The organism is Actinomycetota bacterium (assembly GCA_019347575.1).
Taxonomy (GTDB): Bacteria; Actinomycetota; Nitriliruptoria; order Nitriliruptorales; family Nitriliruptoraceae; genus JAHWKY01.
On record JAHWKY010000006.1, the window covers coordinates 149,117 to 170,412 of the forward strand.

Annotated in this window: 19 protein-coding genes and 1 pseudogene; 2 read left to right on the forward strand and 18 right to left on the reverse strand. The window is 71.1% G+C overall.

Annotation, left to right across the window (positions count from 1 at the left end):
* Nucleotides 1-2: 2 nt before the first annotated feature.
* The 18 genes and pseudogenes from KY469_05780 to folP form a co-directional block, all read right to left on the reverse strand.
* Complete coding sequence (locus KY469_05780; protein ID MBW3662593.1) at nt 3-494, reverse strand: CarD family transcriptional regulator; 492 nt, start codon at nt 492-494, stop codon at nt 3-5.
* A 362-nt stretch (nt 495-856) separates the two neighbouring features.
* On the reverse strand, nt 857-1,882 hold the full coding sequence (gene disA, locus KY469_05785; GenBank protein MBW3662594.1) for a DNA integrity scanning diadenylate cyclase DisA: 1,026 nt from the start codon (nt 1,880-1,882) through the stop codon (nt 857-859).
* Between the two features lie 132 nt (nt 1,883-2,014).
* On the reverse strand, nt 2,015-3,409 hold the full coding sequence (gene radA, locus KY469_05790; protein ID MBW3662595.1) for a DNA repair protein RadA: 1,395 nt from the start codon (nt 3,407-3,409) through the stop codon (nt 2,015-2,017).
* A gap of 83 nt (nt 3,410-3,492) precedes the next feature.
* The gene (locus tag KY469_05795; GenBank protein ID MBW3662596.1) at nt 3,493-4,356 is read right to left on the reverse strand and encodes an A/G-specific adenine glycosylase; all 864 of its coding nucleotides are present in this window, start codon (nt 4,354-4,356) and stop codon (nt 3,493-3,495) included.
* The gene (locus tag KY469_05800) at nt 4,353-5,114 is read right to left on the reverse strand and encodes a PrsW family intramembrane metalloprotease (protein ID MBW3662597.1); all 762 of its coding nucleotides are present in this window, start codon (nt 5,112-5,114) and stop codon (nt 4,353-4,355) included. The genes KY469_05795 and KY469_05800 overlap by 4 nt, the downstream gene beginning before the upstream one ends.
* Complete coding sequence (locus KY469_05805) at nt 5,114-5,590, reverse strand: YbjQ family protein (protein MBW3662598.1); 477 nt, start codon at nt 5,588-5,590, stop codon at nt 5,114-5,116. Before KY469_05805 ends, KY469_05800 begins: the two co-directional genes overlap by 1 nt.
* A 3-nt stretch (nt 5,591-5,593) precedes the next feature.
* Nucleotides 5,594-5,917: a heavy metal-binding domain-containing protein gene (locus tag KY469_05810; protein MBW3662599.1), complete on the reverse strand. Its 324-nt coding sequence runs from the start codon at nt 5,915-5,917 to the stop codon at nt 5,594-5,596.
* Nucleotides 5,914-8,436, reverse strand: a complete 2,523-nt coding sequence (locus KY469_05815) for an ATP-dependent Clp protease ATP-binding subunit (GenBank protein ID MBW3662600.1) — start codon at nt 8,434-8,436, stop codon at nt 5,914-5,916. The genes KY469_05810 and KY469_05815 overlap by 4 nt, the downstream gene beginning before the upstream one ends.
* A gap of 261 nt (nt 8,437-8,697) precedes the next feature.
* Nucleotides 8,698-10,686, reverse strand: coding sequence for a S8 family serine peptidase (locus KY469_05820; protein MBW3662601.1), 1,989 nt, complete (start codon nt 10,684-10,686; stop codon nt 8,698-8,700).
* Between the two features lie 64 nt (nt 10,687-10,750).
* Nucleotides 10,751-12,247, reverse strand: a complete 1,497-nt coding sequence (gene lysS, locus KY469_05825; protein ID MBW3662602.1) for a lysine--tRNA ligase — start codon at nt 12,245-12,247, stop codon at nt 10,751-10,753.
* Nucleotides 12,248-12,543: 296 nt separating this feature from the next.
* A complete protein-coding gene (locus KY469_05830; protein MBW3662603.1) occupies nt 12,544-13,317 on the reverse strand; it encodes a type III pantothenate kinase in 774 nt (257 codons plus the stop codon).
* Nucleotides 13,318-14,259: 942 nt separating this feature from the next.
* A pseudogene (nadC, locus tag KY469_05835) lies at nt 14,260-15,099 on the reverse strand (carboxylating nicotinate-nucleotide diphosphorylase).
* Between the two features lie 220 nt (nt 15,100-15,319).
* Nucleotides 15,320-15,700: an aspartate 1-decarboxylase gene (locus tag KY469_05840; protein ID MBW3662604.1), complete on the reverse strand. Its 381-nt coding sequence runs from the start codon at nt 15,698-15,700 to the stop codon at nt 15,320-15,322.
* A 46-nt stretch (nt 15,701-15,746) separates the two neighbouring features.
* On the reverse strand, nt 15,747-16,691 hold the full coding sequence (gene panC, locus KY469_05845) for a pantoate--beta-alanine ligase (GenBank protein MBW3662605.1): 945 nt from the start codon (nt 16,689-16,691) through the stop codon (nt 15,747-15,749).
* On the reverse strand, nt 16,688-17,572 hold the full coding sequence (locus tag KY469_05850) for a DUF2520 domain-containing protein (protein MBW3662606.1): 885 nt from the start codon (nt 17,570-17,572) through the stop codon (nt 16,688-16,690). Before KY469_05850 ends, panC begins: the two co-directional genes overlap by 4 nt.
* A complete protein-coding gene (gene folK / locus KY469_05855; protein ID MBW3662607.1) occupies nt 17,569-18,213 on the reverse strand; it encodes a 2-amino-4-hydroxy-6-hydroxymethyldihydropteridine diphosphokinase in 645 nt (214 codons plus the stop codon). The genes KY469_05850 and folK overlap by 4 nt, the downstream gene beginning before the upstream one ends.
* On the reverse strand, nt 18,210-18,572 hold the full coding sequence (folB, locus tag KY469_05860; GenBank protein MBW3662608.1) for a dihydroneopterin aldolase: 363 nt from the start codon (nt 18,570-18,572) through the stop codon (nt 18,210-18,212). The genes folK and folB overlap by 4 nt, the downstream gene beginning before the upstream one ends.
* Before the next feature lie 127 nt (nt 18,573-18,699).
* A complete protein-coding gene (gene folP, locus KY469_05865) occupies nt 18,700-19,494 on the reverse strand; it encodes a dihydropteroate synthase (GenBank protein MBW3662609.1) in 795 nt (264 codons plus the stop codon).
* 757 nt (nt 19,495-20,251) lie between these two features.
* Between folP and KY469_05870 the strand changes: the two genes are divergently transcribed.
* Complete coding sequence (locus KY469_05870; protein ID MBW3662610.1) at nt 20,252-20,656, forward strand: hypothetical protein; 405 nt, start codon at nt 20,252-20,254, stop codon at nt 20,654-20,656.
* A gap of 126 nt (nt 20,657-20,782) precedes the next feature.
* A complete protein-coding gene (locus KY469_05875) occupies nt 20,783-21,235 on the forward strand; it encodes a hypothetical protein (protein ID MBW3662611.1) in 453 nt (150 codons plus the stop codon).
* The last annotated feature ends 61 nt before the right edge of the window (nt 21,236-21,296 follow it).

The following is a 21,296-nucleotide window of genomic DNA, read 5'->3' on the forward strand; positions in this document are numbered from 1 at the left end:
AATCAGACGTAGGCTTCGGCGAGCGTCTTCTCCACGAGCGCCTCGGCCTTCTCCTCGTCCTTCTTGATGGCCACGGCCAGCTCGGAGAGCAGGATCTGCTTCGCCTTGGTCAACATGCGCTTCTCGCCCGCGGACAGCCCCTTGTCCTTCTCGCGCGTCGCGAGGTTCCGCACCACCTCGGCCACCTGGTAGATGTCGCCGGAGCGCAGCTTCTCGTAGTTCGCCTTGAACCGTCGCGACCAGTTCCCCGGCTGCTTGCCCTCGGGCTGGCGGAGGACGTCGAGGACCTGCTCGACCTCCTTCTTGCTGACGACGTTGCGCAGCCCCACCTCGTCACAGGAGTCGCAAGGGACCATGAGCGTGAGATCGCCGTAGGTGAGCCGGAGAACCAGGTAGTCCCGGGTCTCGCCCTTGAGTTCGCGGTTCTCGACCTTCTCGATGACGGCTGCGCCGTGGTGGGGGTAGACGACCGTGTCACCGACGTGGAAGGCCATGGACGAACTCCTCTGTCACCAGGTGCGGCATCCGTCGCGGATGCCAACAGCGGACGCGGGCATGGTCGTCGAGGATCGGGTCGGAGTGGTGGGCGCGGTGCCCGATGGCGGTCGGGGCAGGTGCTGCCGCGGAGTGACTCCCCTCTCCTTCCGACGCCCGATCGGGCTCGACGAGGGGGCATCGTAGCAGAGCCGCGAGAAGCGCCTCAACCGGTTCAGAGGTGGCCTGGAACGCCGTGGAACTTGGCCAGGACGGTGTTATCGCTTCGCTACTTGAGCACCAGGACTCGTGCTACCGCTTCGCTACTTGAGCACCAGGACTCGTGCTACCGCTTCGCTACTTGAGCACCAGGACGACCGGATCAGACGTAGCGCTCGAGCAGCGACGACTCGGCGAGGCGACGTAGGCCGTCCTGGATCGAGCGGGCCCGGGTGTCGCCCACGCCCTCGACCTGGTCGAGATCCTCGAGGGACGCCTCCATGACGCGCTGGAGGTTGTGGAAGCGCTGCACGAGCTTGGCGATGACGGCTTCGGGGAGACGTGGGATCTTCGACAGCAACCGGTAGCCGCGTGGCGTCACGGAGCGGTCGATCGGCTCGTCGCTGTCGTAGGCGAGCGCGACCGCGAGGCGGTCGAGGTCGAGCAGCTCGTCGCGGGAGAGCGAGTCGAGCTCGTCGAGGACCGAGCTGACGCGCCGCCGCCGGTCGGCGAGGAAATCCTGCACGATGAGCGAGCGCTCCTCCTCGACCTGCGCCATGAGCTCGTCGAGCTGCAGTTCGATGAGCCGTCCCTCGATCCCGAGCTCAGCCACGTAGCCCTCGACCTCGGACGCGATTCGTCGCACCATCTCGGCCCGCTGCAGCACGATGACGACGTCGCGGAGCGTCACGGTGTCCTCGACCTCACGGGCCGACAGCGCCGAGGCGACCTCGTCGAGGCGGTTGCGGTAGCGCTCGAGTGTGGCGAGCGCCTGGTTGGCGCGGAACAGCAAGGCCGAGACCTCCTCGAGCACGCGCTTGCGCTTGCCGAGGTACAGCGAGACGATCCGCATCGACTCGCTGACCGAGATCACCGGCTTGCCGGTCTGCTTGGCGGTGCGTTCGGCGCTGCGGTGGCGCGTGCCGGTCTCGTGCGTGACGATGCTGGGGTCGGGCACGAGGTGGACGTTCGCTCGCAGGATGCGCTCGGCGTCGTCGTCGAGTACGAGCGCCCCGTCCATCTTCGCCAGCTCCGACACACGCTGCGCGGTCGCGTTGACGTCGACGGCGAACCCGCCCGAGGCGATGCCTTCGACCTCATCCGACCAGCCGATCACCAGGAGCGCGCCCCGCCCGCCGCGGATGATCCGTTCGATGCCCTCGCGCAGCGCGGTCCCCGGCGCGACCATGTCGAGCACGGCGTACAGCTCGCCGTCACGCTGGGACCGTGCCACCGAGCTTCCTCCACCGCGGTCGTGGCGGAGCGTAACGGAGCCCTCCGCTGTGCAGGCGGACGTCGGCCGGCGGACGGTGGTGTCAGGTCAGGCCGCGTCCACCTGTGGCCGTGCGGAGGTGACCTCGCCCAGCCCCTGCAGCAGTGCGGTCGACAGATCGCCGACGCGCACCAGCTCGATCCCGTGACCGGGGCCGTCGTAGCGGCGCGGTACCAGCGCCCGAGCGATACCGAGGCGGCCAGCCTCCGCCAGCCGCGCATCCATGCGCGGGACCGCGCGGATCTCGCCCGCCAGGCCGACCTCGCCGATCGCGATCTGGCGGTCGCGGACCGGCACGCCCACCCGTGCCGATGCGAGCGCCAGCGCGACCGGCAGGTCGGTGGCCGGCTCGCGCAGACGCAGGCCTCCGACCGCGCTGGCGTAGACGTCCGCCTTGGCGAAGTCCATCCCCGCCCGCTCCTCGAGCACCGCCACGAGGAGCGAGACGCGGGATCGATCGAGTCCCGCGGCCTGCCGTCGCGGCGAGGCGAGGACGCTGTCGTTGGCCAGCGCCTGGACCTCGACCAGCAGCGGCCGCGGGCCCTCGATGGTCACGGTCAGGGCGACGCCCGAGGGGGTGACCTCGTGATCGGTGCGGAAGAGCCGTGACGGGTCGGTCACCTCGGCGAGCCCGCGAGCGACCATCTCGAAGCACCCGACCTCGCCCGCAGGTCCGAAGCGGTTCTTCAGTCCGCGGAGGAGCCGAAGGGCGTGGTGACGATCACCCTCGAAGCTGAGCACGACATCGACGAGGTGCTCGAGGGTGCGCGGACCGGCGATGGCACCGTCCTTGGTGACGTGGCCGACCAGGACGACGGCGATGCCGGTCGTCTTGGCCAGCCGGGTCAGGGCGGTGGCGCTCTCGCGCACCTGGACCACCGAACCTGCGGCGTTGTCGTGCGCCCCGTGGGTGACGGTCTGGATCGAGTCCACCACCAGCAGAGCAGGGTCGTGGCGCGCGGCCAGCGCCTCGATGACGCCGACGGAGGTGTCGGCCGCCAGCAGCAGGTCGGGCGCGTCGATGCCGAGGCGGCTGGCGCGGAGGTGGACCTGCTCGACGGATTCCTCGGCCGACACGTACAGCACCCGTCGTCCATCGGCGGCGACCTGTGCGCACGCCTGCAGGAGCAGGGTGGACTTGCCGATGCCAGGCTCACCGCCGAGCAAGGTGACCGACCCCGGGACCAGACCGCCCCCCAGTACCCGATCGAACTCGCCGATCGCCGTGCGGCGCCGGCGCGGAGCGACGGGATCGACGTCGCGCAGGGCCGTGGCGGGCGTGGTCACCACGGCGGGACGAGGGCTGTCGGATCCGGACGTGACGACCTCGTCGACCGTGCCCCACTCGCCGCAGGCGCTACAGCGGCCGACCCAACGCGGCTCCTCGTGCCCGCAGGCACGGCAGCGGGCGGTGCGGGCGGAGCGGGCGGGGCGGCGAGCCATCGGGACGTCCTGGTCGGTGACGGGAGCGACCGTAGATCGCAGGTGTGACAGCCCACCGACGGATCTAGGAGGGCACAGGCCTCCTAGGACGGCAGGACCAGCATCCCGTCCACGATCTCGGCGAGTCCATCCCGCACGAGTCCGGCTACGACCTGGCGGGTGCGCTCGGGCTCGTCGGGCCAGCCGGCGACCGATGGCGTCGCGTCGAGCGGCACGGCACCCGTGCGGAGGGCGTCGACGAGCCTGCCGCGGCCCTGTCGGTCGGAGCCGTCGAACCGCGACTGGCGCCCCGACGTCCCCGCCGAACCGTGGGCCGGGTCCGGCCCGGCCCGGTCGCCGCGACGCCAGGCGCAGTGCGCGGCGATCGGGCACGCATCGCAGCGCGGGGCACGCTTGGTGCATACGGTGGCGCCGAGGTCGAGCACGGCCTGGTTCCACTCCCACGCCCGGCCCGGCGGGACGAGATCGTCGGCGAGCGCCTGGCCTTCGGGGCGGTGCAACGGCCGCCCCGCCACCGCGCGCGCCAGGAACCGGGCCGCGTTCGTGTCGAGCACGCCGTGGTCGCGTTCGAACGCGAAGACGAGCACGGCGCGGGCGGTGTAGGGGCCGACACCGGGCAGCGCGAGCAGCCGGTCCAGGTCCGTCGGGAGCGCCCCGTGGTGGTCTGCGGCGAGGACCTGTGCGCAGCGGTGGAGGTTGACCGCCCGGCGGTTGTAGCCCAGCCCCGCCCACGCCTCGATCACGTCGCCGACCGACGCCGCGGCGCAAGCCTCGGGCGTGGGGAAGCGGTCCAGGAAAGCGTGGTAGCGCGGCTCCACCCGGGCGACCTGGGTCTGCTGGAGCATCAGCTCGCTGACGAGGATCGCCCACGGGTCGCGCGTGCGCCGCCACGGCAGGTCGCGGCGTCGCGCCTCGCCCCAGGTGAGCAGCTCGTCGGCCAGCCTCATGCGAACGGGAAGCCCGACAGCTCGAGGATCGTGACGGTCAGGTTGTAGAGGGCGTGGACGACGATCGCGACGACGACGAACGGCATCGCGACGGACCAGTCGGGCAAGCCGCGTCCGGCGTGCACGCGCCCCCACATCCGGGCGACACCGAGGCCCGAGATGAACGCAGCGCCGCCGTGGAGCAGCGGCCCGGCGACCCAGCGCCAGACGACGATCGTGGTGGTGGGATCGTCGATGTACACCTCGAGGTAGAGCACGTTCTCGACGACCGCGAAGAACAGACCCGCCAGCAGGGTGATGAGCGGCAGCGTGGCGCGCTGACGGATGACCCAGGGATGGCGCTCGACGAGGTAGACCGCGCCGGAGGCCTTCGCCACCTCCTCGATGATCGGCGCGAACAGCACGATCCCCAGGATGGCCGCGAACGAGCCGTTGCCGATCGACGCCAAGATCGCCCCGACGATCGCGAACGGCCCCGCGGCGAGAGCGGCGAGCGTGATCGCGACCAGCCGGCGGAGGTCACTCGTCTCGGCCCGGCGCCGCAGGTAGTAGGCGTAGAAACCTGTGTCGACCGCGGCTGCTCCCCGCAGCGCCGGCTCGTCGCCGACGAGCTGCCACGCATCGTCGGCACGAGCGGTGCTACCGCCTTCGGCTACTTGAGCACCCTGATCGTCGCCCTCGTCGGTATCGGTACCCGGTGTGGGCGCCACGAACCAGGGCTCGTGCTCGATGCCGTGACGGTCGGGGCGGCGGCGCATCAGGCGGCTCGGGACCTGTCCCGACGCACGATCGCGGTCCCGTAGCAGAGGACCTCGACGGACCTGCTCGTGCTGCGTCCACCGGTGTCGATCATCGACGTCTCGAAGCGAACGTTCACGACCGCGCTGGCGTGACGGGCCCGTGCGTCGTCGACCATGCGGCGCTTCGCCTCGCGACGGGCGCGGGACAGAAGGGTCTGGTAGCTCCTGAGCTCACCGCCGACCAGGTTGCGCAGTCCGGCGAGGAAGCTCTTGAGGTAGTCGGTCGAGATCACGACCGTCCCCATGACGAGCACTCCGACATCGGCGCCCTCGTCCATCCCGAGGAACGTGCGCGTGTCGGTGACCGGGAAGGCGGCGTGGAGCCGCTCGGCCGTGTCGAGCTCGCGGAGGTGGTTGCGCTCTCGGACCGCCCCGAGCCCGCCGCCGACGACGAGGAGCACCAGGACCATCGCGAGGGGGACGAGGAGCTCCACCGATCAGCCGGCGGGGGCTACCACGACGGCGGTGCCGTAGGCGTACAGCTCCGCCGCCCCACCCGCCACCGCCGAGGTGGTGAACCGCACGTTGACCACGGCGTTGGCGCCGAGCTGACGCGCCTGACCGAGCATGCGGTCGAGCGCCTCGCGGCGGGCCTCGGTCAGCAGCTCGGTGTAGGCGCGGATCTCGCCGCCGACGAGGTTCTTGAGGCTGGCGCCGATGTCACGACCCAGGTGCTTGGCCCGGATCGTGTTGCCCTGGACCAGCCCCTTCACCTCGACGATCGTCTGCCCCGGGATCGTCTCGGTGTTGACCACTATCACGCTTCCGACTCCCCGTCCGAGCTGCCGGTGCCGGCGAGCTCGACCGGGGGCACGTCGGGCGTGTCAGGCGAGTCCACCGCCCGGAACACGACCTCGTCCTTGTCGATGTCGACGTCCGCGACGATGAGCTGGCCCGCGCTGAACTCGCCGAAGAGCATCCGCTCCGACAGCACGTCCTCGAGCTCGCGCTGGATCGTGCGCCGCAGCGGCCGCGCCCCGAGCTGGGGGTCGTAGCCCTTCTCGGCGAGCCAGCTCTTGAGCGCGTCGGTGAGTTCGAGGTCGAGGTCCTTGGAGCGCAGCTGGTTCTTCACGCGCTTGATCATCAGGTCGACGATCGACTTGACCTCGTCCTTGGTCAGCGGGTGGAAGACGATGACCTCGTCGATGCGGTTGAGGAACTCGGGGCGGAAGTGCTTCTTGAGCTCCTCGTCCACCTGCTTCTTCATCTTCTCGTACACCGACGCCTCGTCGCCGCTTGCCGCGAAGCCGACCGCCGGGGCGGTGAGGTTCTTGGTGCCGAGGTTGGACGTCATGATCAGGATCGTGTTCTTGAAGTCGACCTGATGACCCTGCGCGTCCGTGAGCCGCCCGTCCTCGAGGATCTGCAGCAGCGTGTTGAACACGTCGGGGTGGGCCTTCTCGACCTCGTCGAACAGCACGACGCTGAACGGCCGGCGGCGGACCTGCTCGGTGAGCTGGCCACCCTCCTCGTAGCCGACGTAGCCGGGAGGCGAGCCGATGAGGCGGCTGACGGTGTGCTTCTCCATGTACTCGGACATGTCGAGGTGGATCAGCGCGCCCTCGTCGCCGAACAGGTACTCGGCGAGGGTCTTGGCCAGCTCGGTCTTGCCGACACCGGAGGGCCCGAGGAAGATGAACGAGCCCGACGGCCGCTTGGGGTCCTTGAGGCCCGCACGGGTCCGGCGGATGGCCTTGGAGACGGCTCCGATGGCGGGCTGCTGCCCGATGACGCGCTTGTGCAGCTCGTCCTCCATCTTGAGCAGCTTCTGGCTCTCCTCCTCCGTCAGCTTGAAGACGGGGATGCCGGTCCAGTTGGCGAGGACCTCGGCGATGGTCTCCTCGTCGACGGTGAGGACCGTGTCCATGCCCTCGGAGCGCCACTCTTTCTCGCGGCTCTGGCGCCGCTCGATGAGCTTCTTCTCCTCGTCCCGCAGCGACGCCGCGCGCTCGAAGTCCTGGCCGTCGATGGCCGCTTCCTTGGACTTGCGGGTCTCCTCGATCTTCTCGTCGAGGTCCTTGAGGTCGGGCGGGGCGGTCATCGACTGGATGCGCAGGCGCGAGCCGGCCTCGTCGATCAGGTCGATGGCCTTGTCGGGCAGGAAGCGGTCGGAGATGTAGCGGTCGGCGAGGTTGCCGGCCGCGACGAGCGCCTCGTCGGTGATGGTGACGCGGTGGTGGGCCTCGTAGCGGTCGCGCAGGCCCTTGAGGATCTCGATCGTGTGCTCGATCGTGGGCTCCTCGACCTTGACCGGCTGGAACCGGCGCTCGAGGGCGGCATCCTTTTCGAGGTGCTTGCGGTACTCGTCGAGGGTCGTGGCCCCGATGGTCTGGATCTCGCCGCGGGCCAGCATCGGCTTGAGGATGCTGGCGGCATCGATCGCACCCTCGGCGGCACCCGCCCCGACGAGCGTGTGCAGCTCGTCGATGAACAGGATGATGTCGCCGCGGGTGGTGATCTCCTTCAGCACTTTCTTGAGGCGCTCCTCGAAGTCACCGCGGTAGCGGGACCCGGCGACCAGGGCGCCGAGGTCGAGGGTGTACAGGTGCTTGTCGCGCAGCGTCTCGGGGACGTCGCCGGCGACGATGCGCTGAGCGAGGCCCTCGACGATGGCGGTCTTGCCGACACCGGGCTCGCCGATGAGGACGGGGTTGTTCTTGGTGCGCCGCGACAACACCTGCATGACCCGCTCGATCTCGCGGAAGCGGCCGATGACGGGGTCGAGCTGGCCCTCGCGGGCGGCCTGGGTGAGGTTGCGGCCGAACTGGTCGAGGACGGTCGAGCCCTCGCGGCTGCCGCCGCTGCTCTCGCCGACGCCGGCGCCGGCCTTCTGGGGGTCGCCGGAGTAGCCGGACAGCAGCTGGATGACCTGCTGGCGGACGCGGTTGAGGTCGGCGCCCAGCTTCTGCAGCACCTGGGCGGCGACGCCCTCACCCTCGCGGATCAGGCCGAGGAGGATGTGCTCGGTGCCGATGTAGTTGTGACCCAGCTGCAGCGCCTCGCGCAGGCTCAGCTCGAGGACCTTCTTGGCGCGGGGCGTGAACGGGATGTGCCCTGCCGGAGGCTGCTGGCCCTTGCCGATGATCTCCTGGACCTGGTCACGGACGGCCTGGAGCGAGATGTTCAGCGATTCGAGGGCCTTGGCGGCGACACCCTCACCCTCGTGGATCAGCCCGAGCAGGATGTGCTCGGTCCCGATGTAGTTGTGGTTGAGCATCCTCGCCTCTTCCTGCGCGAGGACGACCACCCGGCGGGCCCTGTCGGTGAACCTCTCGAACATCTCAGCACTCCCCGCTGCCGGGTCGACTTCCCCACTCTAGGAGAGTCGTCCAACCAGCAGCCATACTCAACAAGTCTCGTGCGAACTCTCGGGGACGCGACCACCGGCGTTCGGTCTAGGAGTTGCTGGCCGGTGGGACGCCCAGCCCCTTCTCAACGCGATGGAGGGGGGCGGTGTTCCGACACCTCGAAGGTACCGGTTGGGTGTGCGGAGACCGTGCGGAACCGCCTGGACCTGAGCCGTCGGGGCTTAGGTGCGGGCTCAGCGCTCGCCGACGAGGTCGCGGAGGTGGTCCTCCACGGCACGCGTCACGGCGGCGACACCGCCGGCGATGCGCAGGTGGCGCACCGCTCCCTCCTGCTCCTCGATGAACGCCCGAGATATGGGCGATCCTTCCAGGCCCTGGCCGTCGATCAGCACGAACAGCCCGGGCGTGGAACCGGCGGCGGCGCCGGCGACGAGGCCGTCGGCGAAGGCGCGCCCCGTGGCGACCCAGATGGTCGTATCGGGCACGCGGCGGCGCTCGGCCTCCCGTGCCACGTCGACGGAGGTCGCGTAGCGGTCCTCGCCCGCCAGTCGCCGAACGGTGCCGGCCCGCGCGTCAATGGCGGCTGCGACGCTCTGAGAGACCGACGCGGGTCCACCGACGATGGTCGCGTCGACGTCGGGGCTCAGCTGTCCCGCGGTCTCCGGCGGCAGCTGGTCCGAACGCACCAGCAGCACCGGTTTGACCTCGGCGGCCGCGAGGCCGGAGGCGCTCAGCGCGTCGGGCCAGCCGCGGTTGGGGTCGGTGTCGATCCCCTGGGCGATGAAGACCTCGTCCGAGTCGGGCAGGTTGAAGGCGATCTGCGCCGCGGTCTCGAAGCGGTTGGCACCCCCGAGCCGCTGGACCCGCACGCCCATCGCGCGCAGGTCGTCAGCGACCTGTTCGGACAGCGCCGCCGGGCCGCCGAGCAGGACGGCGTCACGGGCCTGTAAGCGCTCGACCTCGGTGGCCGTGGCGTCCGAGAGCCCATCACGGTGTGACAGCAGCAGTGGTCCGTCGAGGTGCGACGCGAGCGGAGCACCGGCGAGCGCGTCCGCGTACTCGAACGCGGTGGCGATCGTCACCACGTCCGCCCGCGCCCAGGTCGCCCGCGAGACCGCCGCAGCCGTGGCGATGCGGTCGTCGCCGGCGTGGCGCTCGACGATGCGCGGAGCGTCGAGAGGCTCGGCGGTCGCGGCCTCGGCATCCACGATGCCGTAGCCGTAGGTGACCGTGTAGCTGCCGCGCGCCCCGCTGCCCGGTGTGCGCGCCGTCCGCTTCAGGATGTCGATCGTGTCGCGCGCCGACCGCCCCTGAGCGAGGAGCAGCGCGGCGACACCGGCGACGTGCGGGGCGGCCATCGACGTCCCCGCCAGGTACTCGTAGTCCCGCGGCAGCTCGCACACGCTCTGGTGGCCTGCCGGGTAGGTCGAGGCGATGTCCTCCTCGCAGACGGGGCTGTTCAACCCCCCAGGTGCGGCAACGACGTTGAAGCCGGGCTGCACGGCGAGGTTGGAGTACGGGGCGCGCTGCTCGAAGCGGTCGGTGGCGACGACGCACACGACCTGGGGATCGAAGGCGGGCTCGCCGCACACCACGCTCGCGTCGTTGCCCGCGGCGGCGACCACGACGACCCCCGCCGCGGTCGCTTCCGAGACCGCGTCGCGGACCGGCTCGAAGCCGCCGGTGATGCTGATGAGGGGCGAGTGGGGACCGGCGTTCAGGCTGAGGTTGATGACGTCGGCGCCGTTGCGCGTGGCCCAGCGGATCCCCGCCGCGATCTCCGCGGTGTTGCCCACCACCTGGTCGTCTTCGCGGTGCAGCACCTTCACCGACAGCAGGCGCGCATCCGGAGCGACACCGGCGATGCCGACGTCGTTGCCGGCGAGCGCGGCCGCGATGCCGGCGACGTGGGTGCCGTGACCCGAGAACGGCGGCTCCTCACCGGAGCGGTAGTCGCCGTTGCCGCAGCCGTCGAAGTCGTCGGCGCAGCCCGAGTACGTGACGCCAGCGACCACGTTGGCGACGAGGTCGGGGTGGCCCAGGTCGATGCCGGAGTCGACGATGGCGATGGTCGTCCCCGCCCCGGTGCTGCGCTCCCACGCTCCGGGAGCCCGCACCTGCTCCAGGCCCCACTGTCGACCGCGCAGCGGATCGCCCTGTGCATGCGCGGCCGGTACCGGCACGAGGCCGGCGAGGACCGCGAGGGCGGCGACGAAGGTCACGGGGAGCGCTCTCACAACGGTGAAGGTACGTGGCAGCCGATCGGCTCGCGTCACGTGGTGGAGATCACGCTTCGGGGCGCAGGGTGGGGAAGAGGATCACGTCGCGGATGTTGGCGACGTCCGCCAGCAGCATCACCAGCCGGTCGACCCCGACGCCCAGTCCACCGGTCGGCGGCAGGCCGACCTCCATGGCTCGCAGGTAGGCCTCGTCGAGCACCATCGCCTCCTCGTCACCGGCGGCCTTGGCGAGCGCCTGCGCCTCGAAGCGCTCGCGCTGGTCGTTGGGGTCGATCAGCTCGGTGAAGGCGTTGGCCCACTCCCGGCCGGTGGCGATCAGCTCGAAGCGCTCGGTGACGTGCGGCTGCGAGCGGTGGCGCCGCGCCAGCGGTGAGGTCTCGATCGGGTGCTCGGTCACGAACGTCGGCTCCCACAGCCCCGGCTCGACCAGCTTCTCGAACATCTCGACGACGAGCTTGCCGGCGCCCCACGCGTACTCGGTCGGCACACCGTGGTCGGCGCACAGCGCGCGGAGATCGACCAGGTCGAGGTCGTAGGTGAGGTCGTCTCGCCCGGTCGCCTCGCGCACCAGCTCGAGCAGGGGCCGCCGCGGGTAGGGGCCGCTGAGATCCACGTCGCGTCCCTGGAAGCTGACGGCGAGCTGACCGCGGGCTTCGATGGCCGCGCGCTGCACCAGCGCCTCGGTCAGCTCCATCATGTCGGTGTAGTCGCCGTACGCCTGGTACGCCTCGAGCATCGTGAACTCGGGGTTGTGCCGCGCGCTCATGCCCTCGTTGCGGAAGTTGCGGTTGATCTCGTACACCCGATCCATGCCGCCGACGATGAGACGCTTGAGGTACAGCTCCGGGGCGATGCGCAGGAACAGCTCCACATCGAGCGCGTTGTGGTGGGTGACGAACGGACGCGCCGCGGCACCCCCGGGGATGGGGTGGAGCATGGGCGTCTCGACCTCGACGAACCCTCGCTCGTCCATCTCCGTCCTGAGGGCGCGGACCACCTTCGACCGGATGGCGAACACCGCCCGGCTGTCCTCGTTGACGATGAGGTCGACCTCACGCTGGCGGTAGCGCTGCTCCACGTCCGCCAGGCCGTGCCACTTGTCCGGCAGGGGCCTCAGCGTCTTGGCGAGGAGCGTCAGGGTGGCGGGGCGGACCGACAGCTCGCCCCGCTTCGAGGCCATGACCTCGCCCTCGGCCCCGACCCAGTCGCCGACGTCGAGATGCTCGAGCAGCGCCGTCGACGCCTCGTCGAGGACCTTCGCGGGTACGAACAGCTGCAGGTCCTGGCCCGCCTCACGCAGAACGAGGAAGCGCAGCTTGCCCATCTCCCGCTTCGCGACGACGCGCCCCGCGATGCGCACGACCTCGCCGGTCTCGGACCCCGGCTCGATGTCCGCCCACGCGCGACGCACCTCGCGGAGCGTGTGCGTCGGGTCGAACCGGTACGCGAACGCCTCGATACCGGCCTCGGCGAGCGCCCCGACCTTGTCACGGCGCGCCTGGATGAGATCGTCGAGCCGCGACGCCTCTTCCTCGGCGGTCACGGCTTCGGGGCGTTGCTCGTCCGTCACACGATCCTCCGGGGCGGGGCGCGAGCGTAGGCGTGACAAGTCGGTGTACCGGTCCTCTCGGTCATTACCGAGCCCAGCGGTACACCGACGCGTCAGCCAACCTCAACGAGCGTGCCTTGACACACTCACCCCGGAGGCGCCGTGGAACCGGATCCATCGCGCGAACGCGCGGCCTGGCGTACAGGCTCGGCTCGGTGGCTCGCTGCGTTGGTGTACGCATTCCGTTGCCATCTGGCACCGGATCGCGTACATCGACGCGATCGGGCGGGTCAGCGGGCGGTGTTGCGCTCCCAGATGATGCGCAGGCCCTTGAGGGTGAGCCACGGGTCGTGGTGGTCGATGGTCTCGCAGGCCTCGAGCACCGCCGGGGCGAGCCCGCCCGTGGCGACTGTCGTCGTACCAGGACCGAGCTCGTCACGCATCCGTTGCACGACCGCATCGACCTGACCGGCGAAGCCGTAGACGATCCCGGACTGGAGCGCGGCTGTGGTGGAGCGACCGATCGCGGAGGGCGGGGTGAGCGTCTCGACATCCGGTAGTCGGGCGGTGCCCTTCACCAGCGCCTGCGTCGAGGTGTTGACACCCGGGGCGATCGCCCCGCCCACGAACTCGCCGTCCTTGCTCACCGCGTCGAACGACGTCGCCGTCCCGAAGTCGACCACGACCGCCGGTCCGCCGTACAGCTCGAAGGCCGCGACGGCGTTGGCGATCCGGTCTGCGCCGATCTCCTTGGGGTTGTCGTAGCGCAGCGCGATCCCGGTCCGGGTACCTGGCTCGACCAGGATCGGCGGCGAGTGGAAGTAGCGGTCGGTCATGGCCCGCAGGCGCTCGGTGATCAGCGGCACGACGCTGGCGATGACGACCCCGTGGAGGTCGTCGTCGAGGCCGAGTCGCTCGAACGCGAGGAGGCCCTGGATCATCAGTGCCCACTCGTCGGAGGTCCGGGCCGAGTCGGTCGAGATGCGCCAGTGGTACGCCAGCTCCGCGCCCTGGAACACGCCGAGGACGGTGTTGGAGTTGCCGACGTCGACCGCCAGCAGCACCGGTCAGTCCCCGTTCTGCACGCGCGGGTGCCGGGCGAACAGACCCATCTCGCTCGGCGAGCGGGGCTTGACGGTGGGCACCTCCGAGGTGTCCTCGAGCTCCGACCTCTCGGTCCACTCGTCATCGTCCGGACCGTCGCCGTCGGTCGGCTCCGGTTCCGCTGCCGTCGCCTCTTGGGCGAACTCGTCGCCGCGTGGCGGCGGTTGGTCGGACGGGGCGACGCCTCCCTCGGTGGTCTCGGGTTCGGGGGCCTCGGGCTCGGGAGCCTCGGGGTCCGGCGCCGTGGCCTCGGGGATCGCTGGCTCGGCCGGAGCGTCGGCTTCCGGAGAACTGGCCTCGGGGACCGTTGGCTCGGCTCCATCCTCGGTCTGGGGACGACGGGCAGCGAGCGGCGGCCCGGCGCTCCTCACCGGACCATCGTCGTCGAACACGGACCAGTCGACGTCATCGTCCTCGAGGTCGAGCGTCCGCTCCAACGCCGCGACGGTCTCCTCGGAAGGGGCAGGCGGCTGCCGTCCAGAGTCGGCTCCGCGCTGGGGTTCCGGCTCGGGCTGGCGCTCCGGTTCCGCAGGGGGCTCGGACTCGGGTTCCGGCTCGGACTCGGGTTCCGTTTCGGGCTCAGGCTCGGGCTCGGGTGGGCGCTCCGGCTCCGCGGGAGGCTGCGGCTCGGGCTCGACCTCCGGGGCAGGCGCGGTCTCCGATGGGGCCTCCACCGCGGGTGCAGGTTGCGCCTCGGGGACCCCCTCGGGGGCCGCCTCGGGTACCGCCTCGGCCTCCACATCCGGCTCGGACGCGGCGTCGGGCGGCATCTGGGGCTGCGGCGCGGAGCGGTTCGGATCGAACAGCGCCCCGCTTGCAGCGACGGTCCCCGCGTCCGTGGGCGAGGTCGTCGACCGCGGGTGGGGGATGGCGGACGGTGAGGCGGACGGCACCTCGGCGCTCTCGACGTCGAGGGAGACGTCGAGGTGCTCCGCGGAGTGCGTCAGCGCCCCGACCGAGATGCGGTCGACACCGGCTTCGGCGTAGGCGCGGGCGTTGTCGAGCGTGATGCCGCCCGAGGCCTCCAGACGGGCATGCCCTGCGGTGAGCTGGACCGCGTGGCGGACCTGCTCGACCGAGAAGTTGTCGAGCAGGATGTCGGTCGCCCCCGCGTCGAGGGCGACCTCGAGTTCGGCGACCGACGTCACCTCGATCTGCACCGACGTCGCCCCGGCTCGCGACAGCGCCGCCGACACGGCGGTGCGGAGGTCGCCGACGGCGGCCACGTGGTTGTCCTTGACGAGGATCGCGTCGTGCAGCCCGAGCCGGTGGTTCGCGCCTCCCGCGGCGCGGACAGCGGCCTTCTCGAGCAGACGCAGACCCGGCGTCGTCTTGCGCGTGTCGCGCACGCTCGCGTCGGTCCCCGCGACCGCCTCCACGTAGCGCGCGGTCGTGGTGGCGATGCCGGACAGGTGGCTCAGGAAGTTCAGGGCGCAGCGCTCGGCGGTCAGGATCGAACGCAGCGGCCCCTGCAGCGTCGCGATGGTGGCGCCGGCGGCGACGTGCTGGCCGTCTTCGACGACCGGGCTGACCTCGACGCGAGCGTCGACCTGGCCGAAGACCTCGACCAACGTGGCGACACCGGCGACGACGCCCTCGGTCCGCGCGACGATGCGGGCGGTCCCGACGAGTCCAGGCTCGAGCACCGCCAGGGACGTGACGTCTCCACGGTCGCCGAGGTCCTCGGCGAGGGCGCGTGCGACCGCGCGGCGGCTCGCGCGCTGGAGGTCGGAGTCGTCCAGTTGGGGCTCGTAGACCGGGATGTGCGCCCGGGGGGCGACCGATGACGGCTCGAACGCCGGCTCGGCGACGGGCTCGGGTTCCGCGGATGGTTCGGGTTCGGCGGGTGGCTCCGCTGCAGCGTCGGTCGGCGCCGGTCCGACTGGGGGGACCTCGTACTCGAGCTCAGCACCATCGGTCGTCCAGTCGAGAGGCTCGTCGGCCTCGTCGTCCTTCTTGCCCCTAAGCCACCGCACCCGCGATCTCGACTCCCGTTCGGGTCACCTGGTTCTGTTCGTCCACGAAGACCACCGTGGGTTCGTGCTGTCGCGCCTCAGCATCGTCGAAGTCCGCGTAGCTGATGATGATGACGCGGTCGCCAGGATAGACAAGCCGTGCGGCGGCACCGTTGAGGCCGATGACACCGCCGCCACGCTCGCCGGGGATGACGTAGGTCTCGAGCCGTGCGCCGTTGTCACAGTCGACGATCTGCACCCGTTCGTTGGGCAGCAGATCCGCGGCCTGCATCAGGTCGGGATCGATCGTGACCGACCCGACGTACGCCAGGTTCGCCTCGGTGACGGTGGCGCGGTGGATCTTGGACTTCATCAGCGTGCGTCGCACGTGGGCCTCCCGTGTCGTTCCGGCTCAGCCGGTTCCAACCGGTGTCTCAACTGGTCGCTGCGAGCAGATGCTCCTCGTCCGACTCGTCCCCGACGACGACGTTGTCGATCAGTCGGGCCCGGCCAACGTAGGCCGCCACGGCCACCAGCCACGAACCTGTCGCGGTCCTCTGCGCCTCCTCGCGGTCGCCCTCTTGGCGGTCACCGTCGGGGGGCTGCAGCGTGTCGGGGTCGACGACCTCGACGTACTCGGAACGGACGCTGGGGTTCGATGCCAGGGTATCGCTGACGACCTCCCGCAGCACATCGGGGTCAGGTGAACGCCCCGCATCACGCGCTTCCCTGGCCGCGAGCACCGCCTCCCGAAGGCCCCGCGAGATGGTCGTGGCCGCGGCCCGCTCGTCGTCGTCGAGGTACGCGTTGCGACTGCTCCTCGCCAGCCCGTCGGACTCGCGCACCGTCGGCACGCCCACCACCTCGACCGGCACGTCGAGGTCGGCGACCATCCGCCGGATCACCTGCAACTGCTGGAAGTCCTTGCGGCCGAAGAACGCGACGTCGGGCTGGACGAGGTTGAACAGCTTGGCGACGACGGTCGTCACCCCGTCGAAGTGCCCCGGCCGGCTCGCCCCGCACAGGCCCTCGGTGAGGCCCGCCACCGAGACGGTCGTCCTGACGGGGCGCGGGTAGACCTCCTCGACCGTCGGCGCGAACACGAGATCCGGGCAGTGGCCACCCAGCGACGCCAGCTGCGCTTCGTCTCCCTCCAGATCGCGTGGGTAGGCATCCAGATCCTCGCCCGGTGCGAACTGCAACGGGTTGACGAAGATGCTGACTACGACGAGGTCCGCAGCGGGGCACGCCGCCTCGACCAGCGCGAGGTGCCCGGCGTGCAGCGCGCCCATGGTGGGCACGAGTGCGACGCGGCGTCCGTCGAGGCGGGCGGTTGCGATCGCCGTGCGCAGCTCGGCGACGGCGACGATCCGCCTCATCCTCCGCCTCCCAGGGCTGCCTCCAGCGCGGCCACCTGGTCCTCGGCGAGCGACGGGCGCACCTGGTCGAGGATCACCCGGGTCAGCGCACGGTAGGCGGTGGCGAGCTCCGGTAGGTCGGCATCGAGGACCTCGAGGTGTCGGGTGATCGTGCCGGCGTCACCGCGGGTGACCGGGCCGGTGAGGGCGGCCGCGCCGCGTTCCACGGTGTGCCGCGTCGAGGCCGTGACGAGCGGACCGATGAACGCCACCGGGTCGTCGATGCCCGCCGCCAGGAGCAGCCGGCGCGCGACCGTGACGACCGCCCCGACCGCGTTGCTGCCCACCGTGAGTCCCGCGTGGTAGAGCAGCCGTGCGGCATCGGGTAGGTCGTGGGGCGTCCCGCCCAGCTGCTCGACGAGATCGCGCGCCCACGCGCGGTCGGCGGGGCGCGTGGTGACCGCCCAGGCCGCGCCGACCAGGACGTCGGGGTCGGCGGTCGCATCGGGGACCGTCTGGGCTGGGTGACAGGCGGCGGTGCGCGCTCCCGCGAGGGCGGGGCGCTCGAGCACGTCGAGGCCGAGGGAGCCTGCGACGTGGATCATCCGCTGTCCCTCGTGCACGGCATCCGCCGCGGCCAGCGCGTCAGCGACCGTGGGGACCGCATCGTCCGGGGTGCTGATCACCACGAGGTCGGCGCCCCGCGCCAGCTCGGCGAGGTCGCGGTCGCTGCCGCTGCGTGCTCCTGCGAACCTTGCCGTGAACCGTTCACGCGACTCCAGACCGCCGCCGCCGGCGGCGACGATCCGGTGGCCGGCCCGCGTCAGCCCGGCGGCCAGCAACGTGCCGACCCGGCCGGGGCCGATGACGGTGACGGTGCCTCGAGGCAGCCGGTCGTTCACCGCTCCACCCCCGGGGGCGGACCCACCGGACGCTCCCACTCGTCCGCGAGGAACGCTCCCGGGCCGGGAGGACCGGCGGGGCGCTCGGGGCCCGATCCCGGCAGCCCAGCCAGGCGCACGTGCAGCTCCACACCCTCGATCGGGGCCATCTCGGCGACGATCGAGCTCAGACGGGTGCCGTCAGGGAGCTCCCCCGCAGGCATGACCTCCATCAGCGGCACGAGCACGAACGCGCGCTCGCGCAGCCGGGGATGCGGCACGACGAGGTCCTCGTCGTCGATCGTGCGGTCGCCGTAGAGCAGGATGTCGATGTCGAGCGTCCGAGGACCCCAGCGCTGCTCACGCGACCGGTCCCGTCCGTGGCGTTCCTCGATCGCCTGGACCGTCGTCAGCAGCCGCTGCGGGGCGAGGGTCGTGCGCACGGCCACGACCGCGTTGAGGTAAGGATCCTGCTCGATGCCTCCGACCGGCTCGGTATCGTACACCCCGGAGAGCGCGGTGACGTCGATGCCCTCGGCGTCGTGCAGGTCGCGGACCGCCGCCTCGATCGTGTCCAGTCGCGCCCCGACGTTGCTGCCCAGTCCGAGGTAGGCGTCGACGGGCGTTCGCCGTCGCGGCCGGAGCAGGTCGCGGAACCTCACGTCCGTTCCCGCCGGATGGTCACGGAGATGTCGTGGACCGGGACGGCGACCGGGGCGTCGGGCTTGTGCACGGTCACCTCGGCAGCGTGGACCCGGTGCTCCTCGAAGCACGTGTCGAGCACGGCGACGGCCAGGCGCTCGATGAGGTCGTAGGGTCCGCTGGTCGCGGCGCGGTGGACACGCTCCGACAGCGCGGCGTAGTCCACCGTGTCGTTGAGGTCGTCGGAGGCGCCGGCGGCCGACAGGTCCACCTCGACCACGACATCGATCAGGAACCGCTGACCCTCCTCACGCTCGCGTGGTAGGACGCCGTGGTACGCGAAGACCTCCATGCCCTCGATGGCGATCCGGTCCAACACCTCTCCGACCCGGTACCGACGCCATCGTACGGCCGATCCCCTGTGGCTGGTCCGGACCGCCTACCAGCACGGCTGCCCCGACGCCCTCGCCCCGCCCTAGCTGTAGGAGCGACGCCGCACGGGCGGCTCAGGTGGCGGTGGCGATGGCGTGGGTGAGGCGGAGCGCACGGACCGTCTCGGCCACGTCGTGGACCCGGACGATGGCAGCCCCGCAGAGGGCAGCGTGAGCGGCGGAGACCACGCTGCCGATGAGACGTTCCGCCGGCTCCTCGACGCCCGTGATGCGACCCAGGAACGACTTGCGCGAGGTGCCCACGAGCACCGGGCGTCCGAGCGAGGTGAAGTCTCGCAGGCTGCGCAGCAGCGCGAGGTTGTGGTCGACGGTCTTGCCGAACCCGATGCCGGGATCGACGATCACACGGTTGCGGTCGATACCGACGTGGGCGGCACGCTCGACCGTCTCGGCGAGGAAGTCGAACACCTCACCGACGACGTCCGCGTAGCGCGGGTCGCGCTGCATCGTGCGGGGCGTGCCGCGCATGTGCATCGCGACGTAGGGCACGCCGAGTTCAGCCACGGTCGGCAACATCAGCCCATCGAGAGCGCCTGCGGAGATGTCGTTGACGAGGGCGGCGCCGCCTTCGACGGCGGTGCGGGCGACCTGAGCCTTCGACGTGTCGACCGACACCATGATGCCGTCGGATGCCAGCGCCTCGACCACGGGCATGACCCGTCGCAGCTCCTCGGCCTCCGGGACCGGGTCCGCCCCGGGCCGGGTCGACTCGCCACCTACGTCGATCACCTGGGCGCCCGCCGCGACCAGCTCGCGGGCGTGCTCGATGGCCGCCTTGAAGTCGCCGTCGGGATCGAACAGCACGCCGCCGTCGGAGAAGGAGTCGGGGGTGACGTTCACGACGCCCATGACCAGCGGTCCCTGCGAGAACGCGAACGTGCCGACCGCGGTCACGAGGGGAGGTGGCGGCTCGAGCCACGCATCGACGGCGTAGTCGACGGTCGCCTCGATCAGCTCGGCCAGCTCGGGTCCACCTGCGCGCCCCGCCGCGCTGGCGATCCGGGAGGGGGTCGAGACGGTACGGAGGCGGTCGCCCTCGACGTCGACCTGCCCCCCGCCGGACGCGATGGCGTCGCCGACCTGCTGTGCCTGCGGCAAGCGGCTGATGACGACCCGTACGCCGCCGCCGTCACGGACGAGCGTGGCGTCCTCGACGCGGACGAACGGGCCCTCGGGGCGGGGGGGGCGGCCGGGCAGAACGGTCCCTTCGGCGGCCGGCGACGGGACCCTACCGCGCGTCCCCGTCACTAGCACTGGCGGAGGACGGGATCTCGTCGTGCCGGTGCGGCTGGCAGCCGGGGCCGTCCCCCATCGTCAACGCGCTGATCCGGTCGTCCACTTCTCCACATGCTCGTGGATCGGGTCTTGACGTGTCACAGGGCGACGGTACGTTCGGTGTATGAGTTCGACCAGCCGCCACGACGGCCCCGCGCCCGACGACGAGCCCTTCGTGGTCCCGGTCGCGCTCGCAGCGGTTGCGTTGGCTGTCTCGGGAAACCAGCGCATCCGGTGGTTTCCGAAGTGCAACGGAAACCACCGGATGCGAGGGTTTCCGGTAAGGGCCGTCAGCGACGTCTAGGCCGATCCGGCCGCGACCGGGGTGCCGTTGGAGCTGTGGCTGAGCCAGCTCGGCCACGCAACCCGAGCCGGCCGGCGCATGCTGCTCAAGGCCGCCACCACGCTGGTGGACATGTCCGCGACGTTCACGGGGTTCCGGGCGGGCCAGATCACCGGGAGCCAGACCCGCGCCATCGTCGACGCCGCTGCGCGCCTGCGCAAGCACGAGCGCACGCAACTCGATGCGGCGCTGGTCGACGACCTGGCCACGGCCCGCAACGAGGAGCCCGACGAGATCACCTGGCGAGTGGTGCTGTTCGCTGCCGAGCTGGAAGCCTCCCGCATCGAACAGTCCGAGGCCGAGGCCGAGCCCGCGGTCAACCGCACGATGATGCAGCCCCGTCTGGACGGGACCGGCGGCCTCCCCGTCCGGGACGGCCTCGGAGGTCGCTAACGCTGCTTTCGGAAACCCTCGCATCCGGTGGTTTCCCTTGCACTTCGGAAACCACCGGATGCGCCTGGTTTCCGAGAGACAGCCATCGCAACTGGGTGGCCGTCGCAGTGAGGTGGCGACGCGCTGGTGGACATCTTCCGCGAGTCCCTGGACGGCCACGGCGGTTGCACGGACGACGATCACGACGCCGACCCCTTCGACAGCGGCGACGGCCCTGACGGCGGCGACGGCAACGGCAGCGGCGGCGACGACGGCGACGGTGACGGTGATGGCGGCGGTGGCGACGGAGGCACCGGTGGGGGTGGCGCCACCTGCAAGGTCAAGCCGGCGCAGCCGCTGGTGCTGGCCACCACCACGCTGCAGGACCTGATCGGGCTGACCCACGGCCCGGGCGAGCTGCTGACGACCCTGACCGGTGGGCGGATCCGCATCACCAACGCGGCGCTACGCCGCCTCGTCGACGAGGGTTTCCGAGAAAGGGCGTCGCAACCGAGTGGCCGTCGCGCACGATCCGCGACCCGACGCCTCAAGCGACCCGACAACCGTCAGGAACCGGGCGCCAGACCCCCGAACCCGTGAGCCCCACCGCGGTGGGGCTCATACCCATGCTCGCCGGTGGCGGGGAGCAGCCTGGTGGGCG